This window comes from Curtobacterium sp. PvP017 (assembly GCF_054060195.1).
Genome location: NZ_JBSSCY010000004.1, coordinates 155,303 through 172,540 on the forward strand (window position 1 = coordinate 155,303; position 17,238 = coordinate 172,540).

A 17,238-nucleotide genomic window follows, 5' to 3' on the forward strand; every position below is an offset into this window, starting at 1 on the left:
TCGACCGCCGTTCAGACGACGGACCGGGATTCGGTGATCAGAAAGAGAGTGCCCCCGCGCACCGGACCCTGCGCTGCGTCGGAGCTGGCCACGGGATGGACCCCATGGCACGAGCAGTCCGGGCGACTACGCGGGTTCGGCTTCGAGCGCCGAGTGCGCCACCACTGTAGCACCACCGAGATCGACGGCCAGCATGAGCGCCCGCCAGTCGGATTCCCCGTGCCGGGCGACGAGATCCGCGGCGGTGAGCCGTTGCGCCGGGTCGCTGCCGAGCACGAGCAGGCTCGGTCCCGCCCCGGACACGACGGCCGCGAGCCCGTGCTGACGGAGCAGTCCGATCAGTGCGTCGGTCTCCGGCATCGCGCTGGCCCGGTAGGCCTGGTGCAGACGGTCCTCGGTCGCGGCGAGCAGGAGCTCGGGGCTCTGGATGAGCGCGGCGACGAGCAGTGCGGAGCGGGAGACGTTGAACGCGGCGTCGGCGTGCGGGACGTTCTCGGGCTGCAGGGAGCGGGCCAGCTTCGTCGACAGCGTGGACGTCGGCACGAACACGACCGGTGCGACACCGCGGTGCACCAGGAGCCGCTTGTAGGCGGGTCCTTCGGCCGTCATCCACGCGATGGTGAGACCACCGAACAGCGCGGGGGCGACGTTGTCCGGGTGCCCCTCCATCTCGGTGGCCAGGCTGAGCAGCGTCGAGGCGTCCAGGTCGACGACGCCCTCGAGCAGCCCGCGGGCCGCCATCAGGCCGGCGACGATCGCGGCCGCCGAGGAACCGAGTCCACGGCCGTGCGGGATCGCGTTCGTGGCGTGCAGTTCGAGGCCGGGCTGGTCGACGCCGGCGTGCTCGAGACCGCGGCGGACGGCGCGCACGACCAGGTTCGTGTCGTCGGTGGCGACCTCGCCCGCACCGACGCCCTGCACCGTGACGGTGGCGCCGGGTTCCGGGCGGACCCGGACGACGACCTCGTCGTACAGCGAGAGCGCGAGGCCGAGCGAGTCGAACCCCGGGCCGAGGTTCGCGGACGTCGCCGGCACGCGGACGCGCACGGCCCGTCCGGCGGGCACAGCGTGGACCGCCCGTCCGGCCGGTACACCGCTGTGGGCGGTGACGCCCTCCCCCGGTCCGGACGAGCGGTCGAGGCTCACTGCGCCGAGACCAGTCCGAGCACGTCCGCGATCGACTTGGTGTCGACCGGCACGCTCGTCGGGGTGACCTCGCTGCCGTCCTCGGTACGAAGGGCCCACTGCGGGTCCTTCAGGCCGTGGCCGGTGACGGTGATGACGACCTTCGCGCCCTTCGGCACGATGCCGGCGTCGGCGCGCTCGAGCAGCCCGGCGACACCGATCGCCGACGCGGGCTCGACGAAGACGCCGACCTCGGCCGACAGGATGTGGTGCGCGGCGAGGATGGCCTCGTCCGAGATGGCGCCGAAGTAGCCATCGGTCTCGTCGCGGGCCTCGAGGGCGAACTGCCACGAGGCCGGGTTGCCGATGCGGATCGCCGACGCGATGGTGTCCGGGTTCTTGACGACCTCGCCGCGGACGATCGGCGCGGAGCCGGCGGCCTGGAAGCCGAACATGCGCGGGAGCTTCGTCGTGCGGCCCGCGGCCACGTCCTCGCGGTAGCCGCGCGAGTACGCGGTGTAGTTGCCCGCGTTGCCGACCGGCAGGAAGTGGAAGTCCGGGGCGTCGCCGAGCACGTCGACGACCTCGAACGCGGCGGTCTTCTGGCCCTCGATGCGGTCGTTGTTGACCGAGTTGACGAGGTGCACCGGGTAGTTCGCCGCCAGGTCGCGGGCGATGTCGAGGCAGTCGTCGAAGTTGCCCTGGACCTGCAGCAGCTGCGCGTCGTGCGCGACGGCCTGGCTGAGCTTGCCCATGGCGATCTTGCCCTCGGGCACGAGCACCGCGGCGGTGATGCCGGCGTGCGTGGCGTACGCGGCGGCCGAGGCGCTCGTGTTGCCGGTCGAGGCGCAGATGACGGCCTTCGCACCGTGCTCGACGGCCTTCGAGATCGCCATCGTCATGCCGCGGTCCTTGAAGGACCCGGTCGGGTTCATGCCCTCGAACTTGACGTAGACCTCGGCGCCGGTGCGCTCGGAGAGCCGACGAGCCGGGATGAGGGGCGTACCGCCCTCACCGAGCGTGACGATCGGCGTCGCCTCGGTCACGTCGAGTCGGTCGGCGTACTCGCGCAGGACTCCCTGCCACTGGTGGGCCATCAGGCTTCTCTCTCTGTCCGGTGGGTCGGTCTGGTTTCGGTTCGGGGTCGGCCTGGAGGCCCGTGGTGCGTCAGGCGCCGACGAAGCGCAGGACGCTGGTCACGTCCAGGACCACGTCCTCGCCGCGGAGCGTGCGGACGGTGTCCGCCAGGTCGGCTTCGCGCGCCAGGTGCGTGCCGATGACGAGCGCGGCAGTCCCCTCGGAGGCGCCCGCGGTGGTCTGTTCGACGGTCTCGACGCTCACACCGTGCTTCGCGAGCACGCCGGCGACCGTCGACAGCACGCCGGGGGCGTCCGTGACGTGCAAGGTGATCTGGTAGCGCGTGCGGACGGTGCCGATCGGGAAGACGGGCAGGTCCGACTGGGTCGACTCCGCGACGCCCGGGCCGCCGATGACGTGCCGACGTGCGGCGGACACGAGGTCACCGAGCACGGCGGAGGCCGTCTCGACGCCACCGGCACCGGCACCGTAGAACATGAGGTCGCCAGCTGCTTCGGCCTCGACGAACACCGCGTTCTTCGCACCGTGCACGCTCGCCAGGGGGTGCGACTCCGGCACGAGGGCCGGGTACACCCGGGCGCTGACGCCCTCGCGGCCGTCCTCGTCGGTCAGTCGCTCGGCGGTCGCCAGGATCTTCACGACGTAGCCGGCCTTGCGCGCGGCACGGACCTGCTCGATCGTGACCGACGTGATGCCCTCGCGGTGCACCGCAGCCAGCGGCACCGAGGTGTGGAACGCCAGCGAGGCCAGGATCGCGGCCTTCTGCGCGGCGTCGTAGCCCTCGATGTCGGCGGTCGGGTCGGCCTCGGCGTACCCGAGGTCGGTCGCGGTGGCCAGGGCGTCCTCGAACGTGCTCCCCTGCCGGTCCATCAGGTCGAGGATGAAGTTCGTGGTGCCGTTGACGATGCCCATGATCCGCTCGATGCGGTCACCGGCGAGCGAGTCGTGCAGCGGTCGGATGATCGGGATCGCACCGGCGACGGCGGCCTCGTAGTACAGCTGCGCGCCGACCTGCTCGGCCACCGCGAAGAGCTCCGGACCGTGGGTCGCCAGGAGCGCCTTGTTGCCCGTGACGACGTCCGCGCCGGACTGCAGCGCCTGCAGCACGAGCGTGCGCGCCGGCTCGATGCCACCGATCAGCTCGACGACGATGTCGGCACCGAGGATGAGCGATCCGGCATCGGTCGTGTACAGCTCACGGGGCAGGTCGACGTCCCGCGGGGCGTCGACGTCGCGCACGGCGATCCCGACGAGTTCGAGGCCGGCACCCGCGCGGGAGGCGAGTTCGTCGGCGTGCTCGAGCAGGAGCCGGGCGACCTGGGACCCGACCGAGCCGGCCCCGAGCAGCGCGACGCGGACGTTGCGGTATTCGATCATCTGGTGTGGTTCCTGTCGGTGGGGGTGAGCCCTGTTCATCGGGTCAGTGGCCGGTGCCGGCGTGGGGTACGGGCACGACCCCGGTGTCACGGGCGAGGAGGTCGTCGATCGACTCGCCCCGCACGAGGATACGGGCTGCGCCGTCCGCCACGGCGACGACCGGCGGGCGGCCCACGTGGTTGTAGTTGCTCGACAGCGCCCAGCAGTACGCACCGGTGGCCGCGACGGCGAGCAGGTCACCGCGCTGGACGTCTCCGGGCAGGTACTCGTCGTTGACCACGATGTCCCCGCTCTCGCAGTGCTTCCCGACGACGCGGGTGAGCACGGCCGGCGACTCGGACGTCCGGGCGAGCCGGGCGGTGTAGTCCGCGCCGTACAGGGCCGGGCGGGCGTTGTCGCTCATGCCGCCGTCGACGGACACGTACGTGCGCGTCGCGTGACCCGCGTCGTCGCCGGTCTCGAGCGTGACGGGCTTGATCGTCCCGACGCGGTAGAGCGTGATGCCCGCCGGGCCGACGATGTAGCGACCGGGCTCGACCGCGACCTCGGGCACGGGGATGTTCCGCTCGGCACAGGCCTCGGCGATGATCGCGGCGAGGGCATCGGCGACGTCCTCGGGCGCGAAGGCGGAATCGGCCTCGGTGTAGTCGATGCCCCAGCCGCCGCCGAGGTTCAGCTCGGGCACCGGACCGGTCTCGACCAGGGTCGCGTGCACGTCCATCAGGCGCCGGGCGGCCTCACGGAACCCGGACTCGTCGAAGATCTGCGAACCGATGTGCGAGTGCAGTCCGACGAACACGAGCGACGACTCGGCGCGCACCGCCTCGGCCGCGGCCACGGCCTCGGTGAGCGGGATGCCGAACTTCTGGTCCTCGCGCGCGGTGGCCAGGTACTCGTGGGTGGACGCGTGCACACCGCTGTTGATCCGGATGCGCACGCGCTGCACGACCCCGGCGTCCGCCGCGGCACGGGCGACACGCTGGACCTCTTCGTGGCTGTCGAGCACGATCGTGCCCACGCCGACCTCGACCGCGCGGGCGATCTCGGCGTCGGACTTGTCGTTGCCGTGGAAGCCGAGCATCGCCGGGTCGATGCCGGCGGTCAGGGCGACCGCGAGCTCCCCGCCGGTGCAGACGTCGACGCGCAGGTCGGCCTCGGCCATCCACGCCACGACCTGGGTCGTCAGGAACGCCTTGCCGGCGTAGTAGACGTGGGCGCGGGTGCCGATGCCCTCGAACGCCTCGGTGAACGCGTTGCGCACGCGGACCGCACGGGACTGCACGTCGCGCTCGTCGACGACGTAGAGCGGGGTGCCGTACTGCCGGACCAGGTCCGTCGCGGTGACACCGCCGATGGCCAGGTCGCCGTCGTCGGTCCGCGTCGCGGACGCGGGCCAGATCCGGTCCACCAGCTCGGAGGCGTCCGTCGGGAACCGCAGTCGCGGCGGTGCAAGGGGGTTCTCGCTCACGGGACCCGATCCTACCGACGCTGGACGGGCCTCCCGGCCGCGTTACGCAGCCACGGGATCAGCCGCAGCTGCCGACCGTCTGCAGACCCTCCTCGTTGAGCGGCAGCGCGTCCGCGGTGACGCGGACCGTCGCGTCGGCCTTCGAGACGTCGAGCGAGCGCACGCGGAGCGATTCGGGCAGGAACTGCGCTGTGCAGACCTGCACCGGCACGTTCGTGACGCCGGGGATCGAGTCCACCTTGAGGCCGAGGTCCGAGTTGGTGATCCGCACGCTCTTCGGGGTGATCGTGATGCCGCGGCCGTCGTCCTGCGCGACCACGTCGCCCTTCGCCGCGTAGGTGATGTCGTAGCCGAGCACCGCGGTGGAGCCGGACAGCTCGACGCCGCCGTCCACCAGGGAGAGCCGGTCGAACAGCGGGCTGTACTTCGACAGGTCCTTCACGCTCGACGACGCCAGCGTGACGGTGCCGTCGACGTCGCGCACGTCGCCCTTGCCGTCCACGGGGACGTCCCGCGCGGTGACGTCGGCGGCGAGCGGGATGCCGTCGACGGTGAGCTTCGACGAGGAGATCTCGACCCGGTCGAGCGTGCCGCCGATGAGCTGCGGGATGACGATGCCGTCGGCGTGCGCCTCGACCTGGCCCGTGGTGCCGTCGGGCAGCGACTGCTCGACCTGCTGCGCGATGATGCGGTCGACGACCCCGCGGAGCACGAACTCGGCGATCACGACGAGGGCGGCGAGCACGACGACGACCACGATCAGGACGACGGGCCAACGGCGGCGCTTGCGGGGGCGTTCGGTGGCGGCGGACATGCCTCCCACCCTGCCAGGTGGTCCCGTCAGCCCGCCTGGAGGCGCGGGGCGGCGGTCTTCCACACCGTGGAACGGACACAGCACCGCGGGATTCCGCGGTGCTGTGTCCGGAACCTGGTTCCGGGGGGGGCGGGCGCTCCGCTACATGCGGGACGGAGCGCTCACGCCGAGCAGGCCGAGGCCGTTGCGGACGACCTGGCCGGTGGCGTCGTTCAGCCACAGGCGCGTGCGGTGCAGGTCGGTGACGGGCTCGTCACCGAGCGGGGTCACGCGGCAGGCGTCGTACCAGCGGTGGTACAGGCCCGCGAGCTGCTCGATGTACCGGGCGATGCGGTGCGGCTCACGGAGCTCTGCGGCGTGGCGCACCACGCGCGGGTACTCGGCCAGGGCACCGAGCAGCGCGCCCTCGGAGTCGTGCGTCAACAGCGAGGCGTCGAACGCGGACCGGTCGACCCCGGCGGCCTCGGCGTTGCGGGCCACCGACTGGGTGCGCGCGTGGGCGTACTGCACGTAGAAGACGGGGTTGTCGTTCGTCCGCTTCGTGAGCAGGTCGAGGTCGATGTCGATCGCGGTGTCGCTGGCGAACCGGACGAGCGAGTACCGGCCGGCGTCGACCCCGACGGCGTCGACGAGGTCCTCCATCGTGACGATGGTGCCGTTGCGCTTCGACATGCGCATCGGCTCGCCGTCCTTGAGCAGGTTGACCATCTGCCCGATCAGGATCTCGAGGTTCGTGCCCGGCTCGTCACCGAACGCCGCGCACATCGCCATCATCCGGCCGACGTAGCCGTGGTGGTCCGCGCCGAGCATGATCAGGTTGCGCTCGAAGCCGCGCTCGCGCTTGTCGAGGTAGTACGCCAGGTCGCCGGCGATGTACGCGGGTTCGCCGTCGGACTTGATGACCACGCGGTCGCGGTCGTCGCCGAAGTCGGTCGTGCGGAGCCACTCGGCACCCTCGGCCTCGTACATCACGCCGGCCGAACGCAGACGGGCGATGGCGCGCTCGACGGCCTTCGACTCGTGCAGGGCGTTCTCGTGGAAGTAGACGTCGAAGTCCACACCGAAGTCGTGCAGCGACGACTTGATGTCCGCGAACATGAAGTCCACGCCCTCACGTCGGAAGACCTCCTGCGCCTCGTCGCGCGGCAGGTCCTTGACGTCGGTCGACGGGTCGAGCGTCGCGATCACACGCGCAGCGATCTCGGAGATGTACGCGCCGCCGTAGCCGTCCTCCGGCGTGGGCTCACCGAGCGCCGACGCGACGAGCGAGCGGGCGAAGCGGTCGATCTGCGCGCCGTGGTCGTTGAAGTAGTACTCGCGGGTGACGAGGCCGCCCTGCGCCTGGAACACGCGGGCCAGGCTGTCGCCCACCGCGGCCCAGCGCACGCCGCCCATGTGGATCGGGCCGGTCGGGTTCGCCGACACGAACTCCAGGTTGATCCGGACGCCGTCGTACAGGTCGCCGCGCCCGAAGGACTCGCCGCCCTCGACGATCGTGCGCGCGATCTCGCCGGCCGCCGCCGCCTCGAGCGTGATGTTGATGAACCCCGGGCCGGCGACGTCGACCGAGGCCACGCCGTCGAGCTCGGTCAGCTCACCGGCGATCTCCGTCGCGAGCTCGCGCGGGTTCGTGCCGATGCGCTTCGCGAGCTGCATGGCGGCGTTCGAGGCCCAGTCGCCGTGCGCGCGGTTCTTCGGCCGCTCGAGCACCACGTGGGAGTCCCCGATCGTCACGGTCTCGGACGCGCCTCGTCGCTCGACGATCCCGGTCAGGATCGACAGGTACGCGGCGGAGAGTTCGGCAGGAGTCACGGCGGACGAGTCTACCGGGACACCCAGGTGCACGCCGGACGATGGGCCATCATGTCGGCATGACCACCCGAAGCCGTGCCCGGGCGTGCTCCGTCGCCGTCGTCACCGCCGCAGCAGCACTCGCCCTGTCGGCCTGCTCGAGCGGCGGCGACAGCGACCCGACGCCCAGCGCGACCCCGGTCGGTACGGCGGTGGCCCAGACGTGCGCTGAGCTCCTGCCGGCCGAGGCCCTGTCGGTGTACGGCACGACCTTCGCGCTCGACGACTCCTTCACCCCGGCGAAGGGCTCCCCCGCCGCCACCATCGCGAAGCAGCGGGGTCGTGTCTGCCAGTTCGTCGCCACCGACGACGACACCGAGACGATCACCCTCGCCGTCGCCCACCTGCCTGAGAAGTCGCTCACCAACCTGAAGGACGCCCTGTACGACCGGGGCGGCTCGGTCCCCACCTACCGCGTCGAGGGCTACTTCGCGCTGAACGACGGCGTCGGCCGCGCGGACGCCTTCGCGGACCCGTACTGGATCACCACGCAGTCGACGCTGTTCACCGAGCCCGGCGGTGCACAGCCCGTCGTCGACGCGGTCCGCGCCGCGCTGCAGCCGACGGCGTCGGCGACGGCGACGCCGGCCGGCTGACGCGGGCACGCACGGCGCCGGGTCCGCCATAAGGCGCGAGGTTGCACGCGTGGTGCGCGCCTACAGCGCCGCACGGAACACGCAACCTCGCACCAGCCCGCAACGCACGCACCGTGCGGACGGGAGGCCCGAGGCGGGCCCGCACCGCGCCTCCCGTCCAGCGGCGGGCACGCACGGCGCCGGGTCCGCCATCCGGTGCGAGGTTGCACACGTGGTGCGCGCCTACAGCGCCGCACGGAACACGCAACCTCGCACGGGCCCGCAACGGACGCACCGTGCGGACAGGAGGCCCGCGGCGGGCCCGCACCGCGCCTCCCGTCCGCCCTGCAGTCGCGTCCCCTGCGCGACACGCGCTGTCCGGGACCGCGCGCCGGACCTGCTACGGTTGTTGCACCCCTTGGCCCCCATAGCTCAGGGGATAGAGCACTGCCCTCCGGAGGCAGGGGCGGAGGTTCGAATCCTCCTGGGGGCACCAGAACAACGCCGCAGGGCCGCGTGACGCAGACCACGCGACGGGCGCGGACGGGGTGGTCACCGGGGCTCCGCTCGCACCGCGAACAGGTTCCCGAACGGGTCGAGCAGCTGGCAGAGCCGCTCCCCTGTGAACACCGTCTTCGGCCCCCGGTGCGCGACGGCACCGTTCGCGACCCAGTCCTCGACGACGGCGTCGACGTCCGGCACCGTCCAGTACGGGACCGTGCCCGAGGGCCCCGGTGTGTTCAGCTCGTCGGCCCGGTGCAGCGTGAAGCGGACGCTCCGAGTACCGCACGTCGCGGTCGATGCGGGTCGGATACGGGGCGCCAGGCCGCGCGACGACGGTCGGGTCCGCCCGGTAGCGTGCCGGCATGACGATGACGTTCCCCGAGCCCGAGGTCCACGCACTCCGAGGCGGGCCGACGCTCGGGTGGGGCGTGATCGGCCCCGGGGAGATCGCGAACGACTTCACCGCCACGATGCACGCGAACTCCGACCAGCGCGTCGTCGCCGTGGGGTCCCGCTCCCCCGGGCGTGCCGCCGCCTTCGCCGCCCGCCACGGCGTCGCCGGGGTGCACGGCTCGTACGAGGCCCTCGTCGCGGACCCCACCGTCGACGTCGTCTACGTCGCCTCCCCGCACCCGCAGCACCTCGGGCACGCGCTGCTCGCGATCGCCGCGGGCAAGCACGTCCTCGTCGAGAAGCCGATGACGACCTCGGCCGCGGACACCCGCACCCTCGCCGAGGCCGCACGGGCCGAGGGCGTCCTGGCGATGGAGGCGATGTGGACCCGGTACCTGCCCGGCTCCACGGTGATCGCCCGTCTGCTCGCGGACGGCGCCCTCGGCGACGTCCGGCTCGCGACCGTGGACGTCGGCTGGCCGCACGACCCGGACCCGGCCGACCGCATGTTCGACCCCGCCGCCGGCGGCGGCGCACTCCTCGATGCCGGTGTCTACGGGCACTGGTTCGCACGGTTCGCCGCCGGCGCCCCGGTGACCAGCAGCACGACGGGAGCGGTCTCGGATCGCGGGGTCGACCTCCAGTCCGTCACCGTGTCGACGGCGGACGGTGGCGCACAGGCCGTGGTGGCCACGTCGATGACGGCGTGGACGCCGGGGCTGGCGGCCATCGCGGGCAGCCGGGCCACCGTGCGGTACACCGACCACTTCGTGTTCCCGGCGTCGTTCGCGGTGCACCACCGGGGTGGGGAGGACCGCTGGTCGGAGCCGACCGGGCTGCGGGGTCGACAGGGGCTCGTCTGGCAGGCGGCGGCGCTCGCCCGGTACGTGGCGGACGGCCGGACGGAGTCGCCGGTGCACTCGCTCGACGACTCGATCGGGATCGCGCGGGCGCTCGACGCGGCGCGTGCGGACCTCGGCACAGGGGCCGTGGCGTCTGTTTCCGAGCGCGACACCTCGACCCCCTAGGATCACGGGCCGGTCGACCACCCGGCCGGGAAGAGGGAACCGATGACCACCGGCACCGGGAACGCGCAGCTCGAACTCGCCCGCGGCGGGGACGCCCCCGCGCCACGGACGCTGTTCGACGTCCTCGCGGCGACCGCGGCCACCCACCCGACCGCCACCGCGCTCGAGGACCCCGCCGGCACCGTCGACTACGCCGCGCTGCTCGACCTGGTGCGCGCACAGGCCGACGACCTCGCCCGTCGCGGTGTCCGACGGGGCGACCGGGTCGGCGTGCGGATCCCCTCCGGCGGACGCGACCTGTACCTGTCGATCCTCGCCGTCCTCTCCGCCGGAGCCGCGTACGTGCCCGTCGACGCCGACGACCCCGAGGAACGCGCGACCCTGGTGTTCGGCGAGGCCGGCGTCGTGGGCGTCATCGGAGCCGGCGGCGTCCTGCGCGACCGCGACGGCGGCGAACTGCCCGTGACGGACCCTGCGGCGAGCGCCGCACTCCCCCACGAGGACGACGATGCGTGGATCATCTTCACGTCCGGGTCCACGGGTGTGCCGAAGGGCGTGGCGGTCACCCACCGCAGTGCTGCAGCGTTCGTGGACGCCGAGGCGCGGATGTTCCTGCAGTCGGCGCCGATCGGTCCGGGCGACCGGGTGCTGGCGGGGCTGAGTGTGGCGTTCGACGCGTCGTGCGAGGAGATGTGGTTGGCGTGGGGGCACGGTGCCGCGTTGGTGCCGGCGCCACGGTCGTTGGTGCGGACGGGGGTGGACCTGGGGCCGTGGCTCATCGCGCACACGATCACGGTGGTGTCGACGGTGCCGACGCTCGCGGCGCTGTGGCCGGACGACGCGTTGGAGCAGGTGCGGCTGGTGATCTTCGGTGGTGAGGCGTGCCCGCCGGAGCTGGCGGCGCGCATCGCGAGTCGTGACCGTGAGGTGTGGAACACGTACGGGCCGACCGAGGCGACGGTGGTGGCGTGCGGGTCCCTGCTCGACGGGAGCCAGCCGATCCGGATCGGGCTGCCGCTGGACGGGTGGGACCTGGCGGTGGTGGACGCTGCCGGGCAGCGGGTGGAGCCCGGTGGGGTCGGTGAGCTCGTGATCGGTGGTGTCGGGTTGGGTCGGTACCTGGACCCGGCGAAGGACGCGGAGAAGTACGCGCCGTTCCCGGAGCTCGGGTGGGCGCGGGCGTACCGGAGCGGTGACCTGGTGCGGTACGACCCCGAGGGACTCGTGTTCCAGGGACGTGCGGACGACCAGGTGAAGCTCGGGGGCCGACGGATCGAGCTCGGTGAGATCGACGCGGCCCTGCAGGCGCTCGACGACGTGGCGGGTGGTGCGGCGGTGGTGCAGCGGACCCCTGCGGGGAACCAGGTGCTGGTCGGGTACGTGGCCCCGGTCGCGGGGGCCACGGTCGACGTCGCTGCGGCGAACGCCCGGTTGCGGCAGGAGCTGCCCGCTGCGCTCGTGCCGCTCGTCGCGGTGGTGGACGCGCTGCCGACGCGGACGTCGGGCAAGGTCGACCGTGCCGCCCTGCCGTGGCCGTTGCCCGGGGCGACCGACGCCGCGATGCTGCCGGACACCGTCGCCTGGATCGCGGAGCGGTGGGCGGCGATCCTCGGGGTGCCGGTGTCGAGCGTCGACGACGACTTCTTCGCGCACGGCGGCGGGTCGTTGACGGCGGCGCAGCTCGTCTCGGCGATCCGCGAGCGGTTCCCGACGACGACGGTGGCGGACGTGTACGACCACCCGCGCATCGGTGCGCTGGCGGCCGCGCTGGACGAGTCCGGTCCGGTCGCGGCGGCGTCGCGCGACGTGACCCCGGTCCCGCCGGCGACGGGGCTCGCGATGACGGTGCTCGGGCTGCCGGTGCAGGTGCTGCGCGGGCTGCGGGTCCTGACGTGGACGGCGTCGGTCGCGGCGGTGCTGCACGCGACCACGCTGCCGTTCCTGCCGGTGCTCCCCTGGCCGGCACTCGTGCTCGCGTTGGTGGTGTTCGTGACGCCGATCGGCAAGATGGCGGTGACGGTCGTGCTCGCCCGGCTGCTGCTCGTCGGGGTGCGGCCAGGCGACCACCCCCGTGGCGGTTCGGTGCACCTGCGGGTCTGGCTGGCGGAGCGGATCGCCGAGGCGGTCGACGGCCCCTCGACCGCCGGGGCGCCGTGGATCAGCTACTACGCCCGTGCGCTGGGGGCGCGGATCGGCGCCGACGTCGACCTGCACACGCTCCCGCCGGTGACCGGGATGCTCACGATCGGCAAGCGTGCGTCGATCGAGCCGGAGGTCGACCTCGCGGGGCACTGGGTGGACGGCGACGTGTTCCGACTGGGTCGGGTCCGCGTCGAGGACGACGCGGTCGTGCACAGCCGCACCACGCTGCTGCCCGGTGCGCACGTGGGCGCGGGCGCCGAGGTCGAGGCCGGTTCGGCCGTCGCCGGCCGGGTGCCCGCCGGGGAACGCTGGGCGGGTTCGCCCGCCGAACGCGTCGGCTCGGCCAGGCACGACCGGGAGGCCCGTCCCCCGTCGCGTCGACGCTGGCTGCTGGCGTACGGGGCCGGCTCCGTGGCCGTGGCCGGGTTGCCGGTGATCGGTGTCGCGGTCGGACTGCTGGTCGCCGCCGCCCTGGTCGGGCGCGCGCCGACGCTCGGTGACGCCGTCCTGCGCGCCCTCGCGACGGTGCCGCTCGCGACCGTGGTCGCCGGGGCCGTGTACGCCCTGCTCGTGGTGGGGTCGGTGCGGCTCCTGGGCATCGGCTTGCACGAGGGACGCCACCCCGTTCGCTCGCGGATCGGCTGGCAGGCGTGGTCGACGGAGCGGGTGCTCGACGCGGCCCGTACGCTGCTGTTCCCGCTGTACGCCTCGCTCGTGACGCCGGTGTGGCTGCGGCTGCTCGGAGCGAAGGTCGGCCGGAACACGGAGATCTCCACGGTCCTGCTCATCCCCGCGCTGACGCAGATCGCGTCCGGGGCGTTCCTGGCCGACGACACCATGGTCGCGACGTACGAGCTCGGCGGGGGCCGGGTGCGGATCGGCCGGTCGAAGGTGGGCCGTCGGGCCTTCCTCGGCAACAGCGGGATGACGGGCGCCGGACGCTCCGTTCCGCGCGAGGCCCTGGTGGCGGTCCTGTCCGCCGTGCCGAAGAAGGCCAAGCGCGGGTCGTCGTGGCTCGGCTCGCCCCCGGTGCGGCTCCGCCGTGCGGCGACGCAGTTCGACGAGGAGCGCACCTTCCGTCCGCCGGTGCGGCTCAAGGTCGCCCGCGGCTGCTGGGAGCTGCTGCGGCTCGTGGCGCCGATGGTGTCCGCGGGCGTCGCCCTCGGCGTGGCCGGCACGCTGCTCGCCCTGTGGTCCGCGGTCGGTGTCGGGTGGACGGTGCTGCTCGCCGGGCCGGTGCTGATCGTCGCCGGCGCCGTCGCCGCGGTGGTGTCGACGATCGCGAAGTGGGTCTTCGTCGGCCGGATCACCGCCCGCGAGCACCCGCTGTGGTCGTCGTTCGTCTGGCGCAACGAGGTGCAGGACACCTTCGTCGAGACGGTCGCCCGGCCGTGGTTCGCCGAGCAGGCCACCGGCACCCCGGCCCTGGCGGCGTGGCTGCGGAGCCTCGGTGCGACGATCGGCCGCGGCACCTGGCTCGAGACCTACTGGCTCCCCGAGGCCGACCTCGTGACGATCGGCGCCGGCGCCTCGGTGGCGCGCGGGACCGTCGTGCAGACCCACCTGTTCCACGACCGCGTGATGCAGCTCGACACCGTCCGCCTCGACGCCGGGGCGACCCTCGGCCCGCACAGCGTCGTCCTGCCCGCCGCGGGCATCGGCACGGGCGCGACGGTGGGTCCGGCCTCGCTCGTGATGCGCGGCGAGCATGTGCCCACCGGGTCGCGTTGGTCCGGCAACCCCATCGCTCCGTGGACAGCCGAACCGGTCACCGTGGCGGACTGACCGGCGCCATGGGGTTGACTGAGACCGTGCCGAACACCTCCGCTGCCGACCCGTACACCCCGCACAGCGGCGACCGACGCTGGAGCGCCGAGCACTACGACCTCCGCCTCGACTACCGCGTCGCCACGAACCGCCTCGACGGCACCGCGACGATCACCGCGCGCGCCCTCGAGCCGCTGGACAAGATCGTGGTCGACCTGCACGGCCTGAGCGTCGAGCGCGCCGACGTCGACGGTGCCCGCGCGAAGAAGATGTCGAACGCCGTGCACAAGGTCACCGTCACCCCGGCGTCCCCGATCGCGGCCGGCACGACGTTCACCGTGCACCTGAAGTACCGCGGCAACCCGCGCCCCGTGCGCAGCGCCTGGGGTCAGGTCGGGTGGGAGGAGCTCACCGACGGCGTCATCGTCGCGGCCCAGCCGACCGGGGCACCCTCGTGGTTCCCGTGCAACGACCGACCGGACGACAAGGCGACCTACCGGTTCGAGATCGCCGCCGAGGCCGCGTACGACGTGCTGGCGAACGGCGAACTGCTCGGCAAGGAACGCGACCGGATCGGCACCCGCTGGACCTACGCCACCACCGAGCCGATGGCGACGTACCTGGCGACGGTGCAGATCGGCCGGTACCGCACGACGAGGCTCCGCGGCGCCGTCGTCCCCGTCACCCTGCACCACCCCGCCGACCTGGCGACCGCCGCGAAGACCGACTTCGGTCAGGTGCCGGAGATGCTCGCGCTGTTCTCCGACCGCTTCGGCCCGTACCCGTTCGCGGCGTACGGCGTCGTGGTCACCGACGACGAGCTCGAGATCCCGCTCGAAGCCCACGGGCTGGCGGTGTTCGGCCGCAACCACGTCGACGGCGAGCACGGCACCGACCGGCTCATCGCGCACGAGCTCGCACACCAGTGGTTCGGCAACTCGGTGACGGTCGCGCGCTGGCAGGACATCTGGCTGCACGAGGGGTTCGCCTGCTACGCCGAGTGGCTCTGGTCCGAGGAACGCGGTGGCGACACCGCCGACGCGCTCGCGGTGGAGTACCGGCAGGGCCTGCTCGACCAGCCCGAAGACCTCGTCGTCGGGGACCCCGGTGCGAAGGACATGTTCGACGACCGCGTCTACAAGCGCGGCGCCCTCGCCCTGCACGCCGTCCGCCGCACGTTCGGCGACGACGCGTTCTTCACCGGGCTGCGCAGCATCACCGAGCGGCACCGGCACGGTTCGGTGACGGTGCCCGACGTGCTCGGGGCGTTCGCGGACGCCGCCGGCCGTCCCGTCGCGGACGTCCGTGCGGTCACCGGCCCGTGGATCGACCAGGCGTCGGTTCCCGCGCTGCCCGCGCCGCGCGTCGACTAGCGGGCTCCGCTGCCCGGTCGGTGAGCGGGCTCCGCCGCCCGGTCGGCGAGTGGGCTCCGCCGCCCGGTCGGCTAGCCCGCCAGTTCGCTGTCGGCCGGGTCGCAGCTGACCTCGGACCACACCGCGTCGAGCGACAGTCCGACCACACCCGCGACGGACGCGATGGTCGAGAACGCCGGCGTCGCGATGCGCCCGGTCTCGATCTTCCGGAGCGTCTCGGGCGAGATCCCGGCAGCGAGGGCGGTGTCGACGATCGACCGTGGACCACGGGCACGACGGAGCAGCGCACCGAGGCGGCGGCCGCGCGCGACCTCGTCGGGGCTGAGCGGGAGACGAACCATGCCCACATAGTAATACCGGTATGATCATCCGCGTGATCGAGATCCTGACGCCCGCCGAGGTCGACACGGCCCGCGCCACCGGAGCCCTCGTGGGCACCATCCTGCAGACCCTGCGCGAACGGACCCGCGTCGGCACGAACCTGCTCGAGATCGACCGGTGGGCGAAGCGGATGATCGAGGACGCCGGTGCCGACTCCTGCTACGTCGACTACGCACCCTCGTTCGGCCGCGGTCCGTTCGGCCACCACATCTGCACCGCCGTGAACGACGCCGTGCTGCACGGGCTGCCGCACGACCGGGCCCTGGCCGACGGCGACCTGCTCACCCTCGACCTCGCGGTGTCCCTCGACGGCATCGCCGCCGACGCCGCCGTCAGCTTCGTCGTCGGGACCCCGCGCGACGAGGACCTCGCCCTCATCGACGCCACCGAGCGCGCCCTCGCCGCCGGGATCGCCGCTGCCGGACCCGGTGCGCGCACCGGGGACCTGTCGCACGCCATCGGCACCGTGCTCGAGGCCGCGGGCTACCCGGTCAACGTCGAGTTCGGCGGCCACGGCATCGGTTCGACCATGCACCAGGACCCGCACGTGTCGAACACCGGCCGCGCGGGTCGCGGCTACACGCTCCGGCCGGGGCTCCTGCTCGCGCTCGAGCCATGGGTGATGGCCGACACCGACGCGCTCGTCACCGACCCCGACGGCTGGACGCTGCGCAGCGCCACCGGAGCCCGGACGGCCCACACCGAGCACACCATCGCGATCACCGAGGACGGCGCAGCAGTGCTCACGCTCCCCCGCTGACCGTCCCCTCGACCACGACGGGCAGCCCGCCGGCCGCGACGACGAGCACCAGGTCGGCTGCCGGTCGGAGGACCGTGACGGCGTGGTCGACCCCCTCGAAGCGCGCGGACGCGGCCGCGACGTCGACGTCCACCGCGCTCGGGTCGACGCGCAGGCCCCGGCCGTCGCGCTTCAGCACGGCCTCCTTCGCCGCCCAGCAGGCCGCGAGCAGGCCGACGTCACCCGCCGAGCGATCGCGTTCACCGGACGTGAAGGCGTCGAGCGGCGCCGCGGCGACGCGAGACACGCGCTCGACGTCGACGCCGACCGAGCCGGGAGCGACCGCGATGGCGACTGCCCCGGTCGTGCGCGACAGGCTGACGCCGTAGCCGGTGCCGCGCACCGTGGCCCACGGACGACCGTGGTCGGTCCCGCCGCAGTGCGGGCAGACGCGCCCCGCGCGCACCTCGGCCGTCTCGGAACCGGACGCCGACGCGACGGCGGCGATCAGGGCCTCCCCGTCGGCAGCGCGGTCCGGACCGGGCGCGCACAGCGTCACGACGACGGTCTGGAGGCCCGACTCACCCACGCACGCAGCCTACG

Annotated in this window: 14 protein-coding genes and 1 tRNA gene; 6 read left to right on the top strand and 9 right to left on the bottom strand. The window is 73.1% G+C overall.

Annotated elements, in window-relative coordinates:
- Nucleotides 1–126 precede the first annotated feature (126 nt).
- From thrB to argS, 6 genes are all read right to left on the bottom strand, one after another.
- The gene (gene thrB, locus ACVKXF_RS10080) at nucleotides 127–1,065 is read right to left on the bottom strand and encodes a homoserine kinase (protein ID WP_111084152.1); all 939 of its coding nucleotides are present in this window, start codon (nucleotides 1,063–1,065) and stop codon (nucleotides 127–129) included.
- A 77-nt stretch (nucleotides 1,066–1,142) separates the two neighbouring features.
- Nucleotides 1,143–2,222 (bottom strand): threonine synthase, encoded by a 1,080-nt coding sequence (thrC, locus tag ACVKXF_RS10085; RefSeq protein ID WP_222657846.1) that lies wholly within the window; start codon nucleotides 2,220–2,222, stop codon nucleotides 1,143–1,145.
- A 70-nt stretch (nucleotides 2,223–2,292) separates the two neighbouring features.
- Nucleotides 2,293–3,600 carry a homoserine dehydrogenase gene (locus ACVKXF_RS10090; protein WP_111083859.1) on the bottom strand — a complete coding sequence of 436 codons (1,308 nt, stop codon included), beginning with the start codon at nucleotides 3,598–3,600 and terminating at the stop codon, nucleotides 2,293–2,295.
- 43 nt (nucleotides 3,601–3,643) lie between these two features.
- Nucleotides 3,644–5,068, bottom strand: a complete 1,425-nt coding sequence (lysA, locus tag ACVKXF_RS10095) for a diaminopimelate decarboxylase (protein WP_456795615.1) — start codon at nucleotides 5,066–5,068, stop codon at nucleotides 3,644–3,646.
- Between the two features lie 58 nt (nucleotides 5,069–5,126).
- A complete protein-coding gene (locus ACVKXF_RS10100; protein ID WP_340197591.1) occupies nucleotides 5,127–5,882 on the bottom strand; it encodes an LmeA family phospholipid-binding protein in 756 nt (251 codons plus the stop codon).
- A gap of 141 nt (nucleotides 5,883–6,023) precedes the next feature.
- Nucleotides 6,024–7,694 (bottom strand): arginine--tRNA ligase, encoded by a 1,671-nt coding sequence (gene argS, locus ACVKXF_RS10105; RefSeq protein ID WP_340196393.1) that lies wholly within the window; start codon nucleotides 7,692–7,694, stop codon nucleotides 6,024–6,026.
- A 59-nt stretch (nucleotides 7,695–7,753) separates the two neighbouring features.
- Here argS and ACVKXF_RS10110 point away from each other — a divergent pair, with 59 nt between their 5' ends.
- Nucleotides 7,754–8,329, top strand: a complete 576-nt coding sequence (locus tag ACVKXF_RS10110) for a hypothetical protein (RefSeq protein ID WP_456795616.1) — start codon at nucleotides 7,754–7,756, stop codon at nucleotides 8,327–8,329.
- Between the two features lie 400 nt (nucleotides 8,330–8,729).
- Nucleotides 8,730–8,804, top strand: a tRNA-Arg gene (locus ACVKXF_RS10115).
- A gap of 56 nt (nucleotides 8,805–8,860) precedes the next feature.
- On the opposite strand, the gene ACVKXF_RS10120 is transcribed toward ACVKXF_RS10115, so the two are convergent.
- Entirely contained in the window at nucleotides 8,861–9,010 is a 150-nt protein-coding gene (locus tag ACVKXF_RS10120) for a VOC family protein (protein ID WP_456795617.1), read from the bottom strand.
- 164 nt (nucleotides 9,011–9,174) lie between these two features.
- Between ACVKXF_RS10120 and ACVKXF_RS10125 the strand changes: the two genes are divergently transcribed.
- Genes ACVKXF_RS10125 through ACVKXF_RS10135 form a run of 3 tightly spaced genes read left to right on the top strand, consistent with a single transcriptional unit; the run spans nucleotide 9,175 to nucleotide 15,515 of the window.
- Nucleotides 9,175–10,233 (top strand): Gfo/Idh/MocA family protein, encoded by a 1,059-nt coding sequence (locus tag ACVKXF_RS10125; protein WP_456795618.1) that lies wholly within the window; start codon nucleotides 9,175–9,177, stop codon nucleotides 10,231–10,233.
- Nucleotides 10,234–10,275: 42 nt separating this feature from the next.
- Nucleotides 10,276–14,160 carry a Pls/PosA family non-ribosomal peptide synthetase gene (locus ACVKXF_RS10130; RefSeq protein ID WP_456795619.1) on the top strand — a complete coding sequence of 1,295 codons (3,885 nt, stop codon included), beginning with the start codon at nucleotides 10,276–10,278 and terminating at the stop codon, nucleotides 14,158–14,160.
- Nucleotides 14,161–14,186: 26 nt separating this feature from the next.
- Nucleotides 14,187–15,515: a M1 family metallopeptidase gene (locus ACVKXF_RS10135; RefSeq protein WP_456795620.1), complete on the top strand. Its 1,329-nt coding sequence runs from the start codon at nucleotides 14,187–14,189 to the stop codon at nucleotides 15,513–15,515.
- 71 nt (nucleotides 15,516–15,586) lie between these two features.
- Here the strand turns inward: ACVKXF_RS10135 and ACVKXF_RS10140 are convergent, their stop codons facing one another.
- Nucleotides 15,587–15,856 (bottom strand): helix-turn-helix domain-containing protein, encoded by a 270-nt coding sequence (locus tag ACVKXF_RS10140; protein ID WP_456795621.1) that lies wholly within the window; start codon nucleotides 15,854–15,856, stop codon nucleotides 15,587–15,589.
- A 32-nt stretch (nucleotides 15,857–15,888) separates the two neighbouring features.
- On the opposite strand from ACVKXF_RS10140, the gene map reads away from it, so the two are divergent.
- Nucleotides 15,889–16,656 (top strand): type I methionyl aminopeptidase, encoded by a 768-nt coding sequence (gene map / locus ACVKXF_RS10145; protein WP_456795622.1) that lies wholly within the window; start codon nucleotides 15,889–15,891, stop codon nucleotides 16,654–16,656.
- Here the strand turns inward: map and ACVKXF_RS10150 are convergent.
- The gene (locus tag ACVKXF_RS10150) at nucleotides 16,640–17,224 is read right to left on the bottom strand and encodes a 4'-phosphopantetheinyl transferase family protein (RefSeq protein ID WP_456795623.1); all 585 of its coding nucleotides are present in this window, start codon (nucleotides 17,222–17,224) and stop codon (nucleotides 16,640–16,642) included. The genes map and ACVKXF_RS10150 overlap by 17 nt on opposite strands.
- Between the last annotated feature and the right edge of the window lie 14 nt (nucleotides 17,225–17,238).

Excerpts from the sequence above, each read along its gene's own strand:
- ACVKXF_RS10090 (WP_111083859.1), bottom strand. The coding sequence starts at position 3,600 with ATGATCGAATACCGCAACGTCCGCGTCGCGCTGCTCGGGGCCGGCTCG.
- ACVKXF_RS10100 (WP_340197591.1), bottom strand. The coding sequence starts at position 5,882 with ATGTCCGCCGCCACCGAACGCCCCCGCAAGCGCCGCCGTTGGCCCGTC.
- ACVKXF_RS10125 (WP_456795618.1), top strand. The coding sequence starts at position 9,175 with ATGACGATGACGTTCCCCGAGCCCGAGGTCCACGCACTCCGAGGCGGG.
- ACVKXF_RS10110 (WP_456795616.1), top strand. The coding sequence starts at position 7,754 with ATGACCACCCGAAGCCGTGCCCGGGCGTGCTCCGTCGCCGTCGTCACC.
- thrC (WP_222657846.1), bottom strand. The coding sequence starts at position 2,222 with ATGGCCCACCAGTGGCAGGGAGTCCTGCGCGAGTACGCCGACCGACTC.
- ACVKXF_RS10130 (WP_456795619.1), top strand. The coding sequence starts at position 10,276 with ATGACCACCGGCACCGGGAACGCGCAGCTCGAACTCGCCCGCGGCGGG.
- ACVKXF_RS10140 (WP_456795621.1), bottom strand. The coding sequence starts at position 15,856 with ATGGTTCGTCTCCCGCTCAGCCCCGACGAGGTCGCGCGCGGCCGCCGC.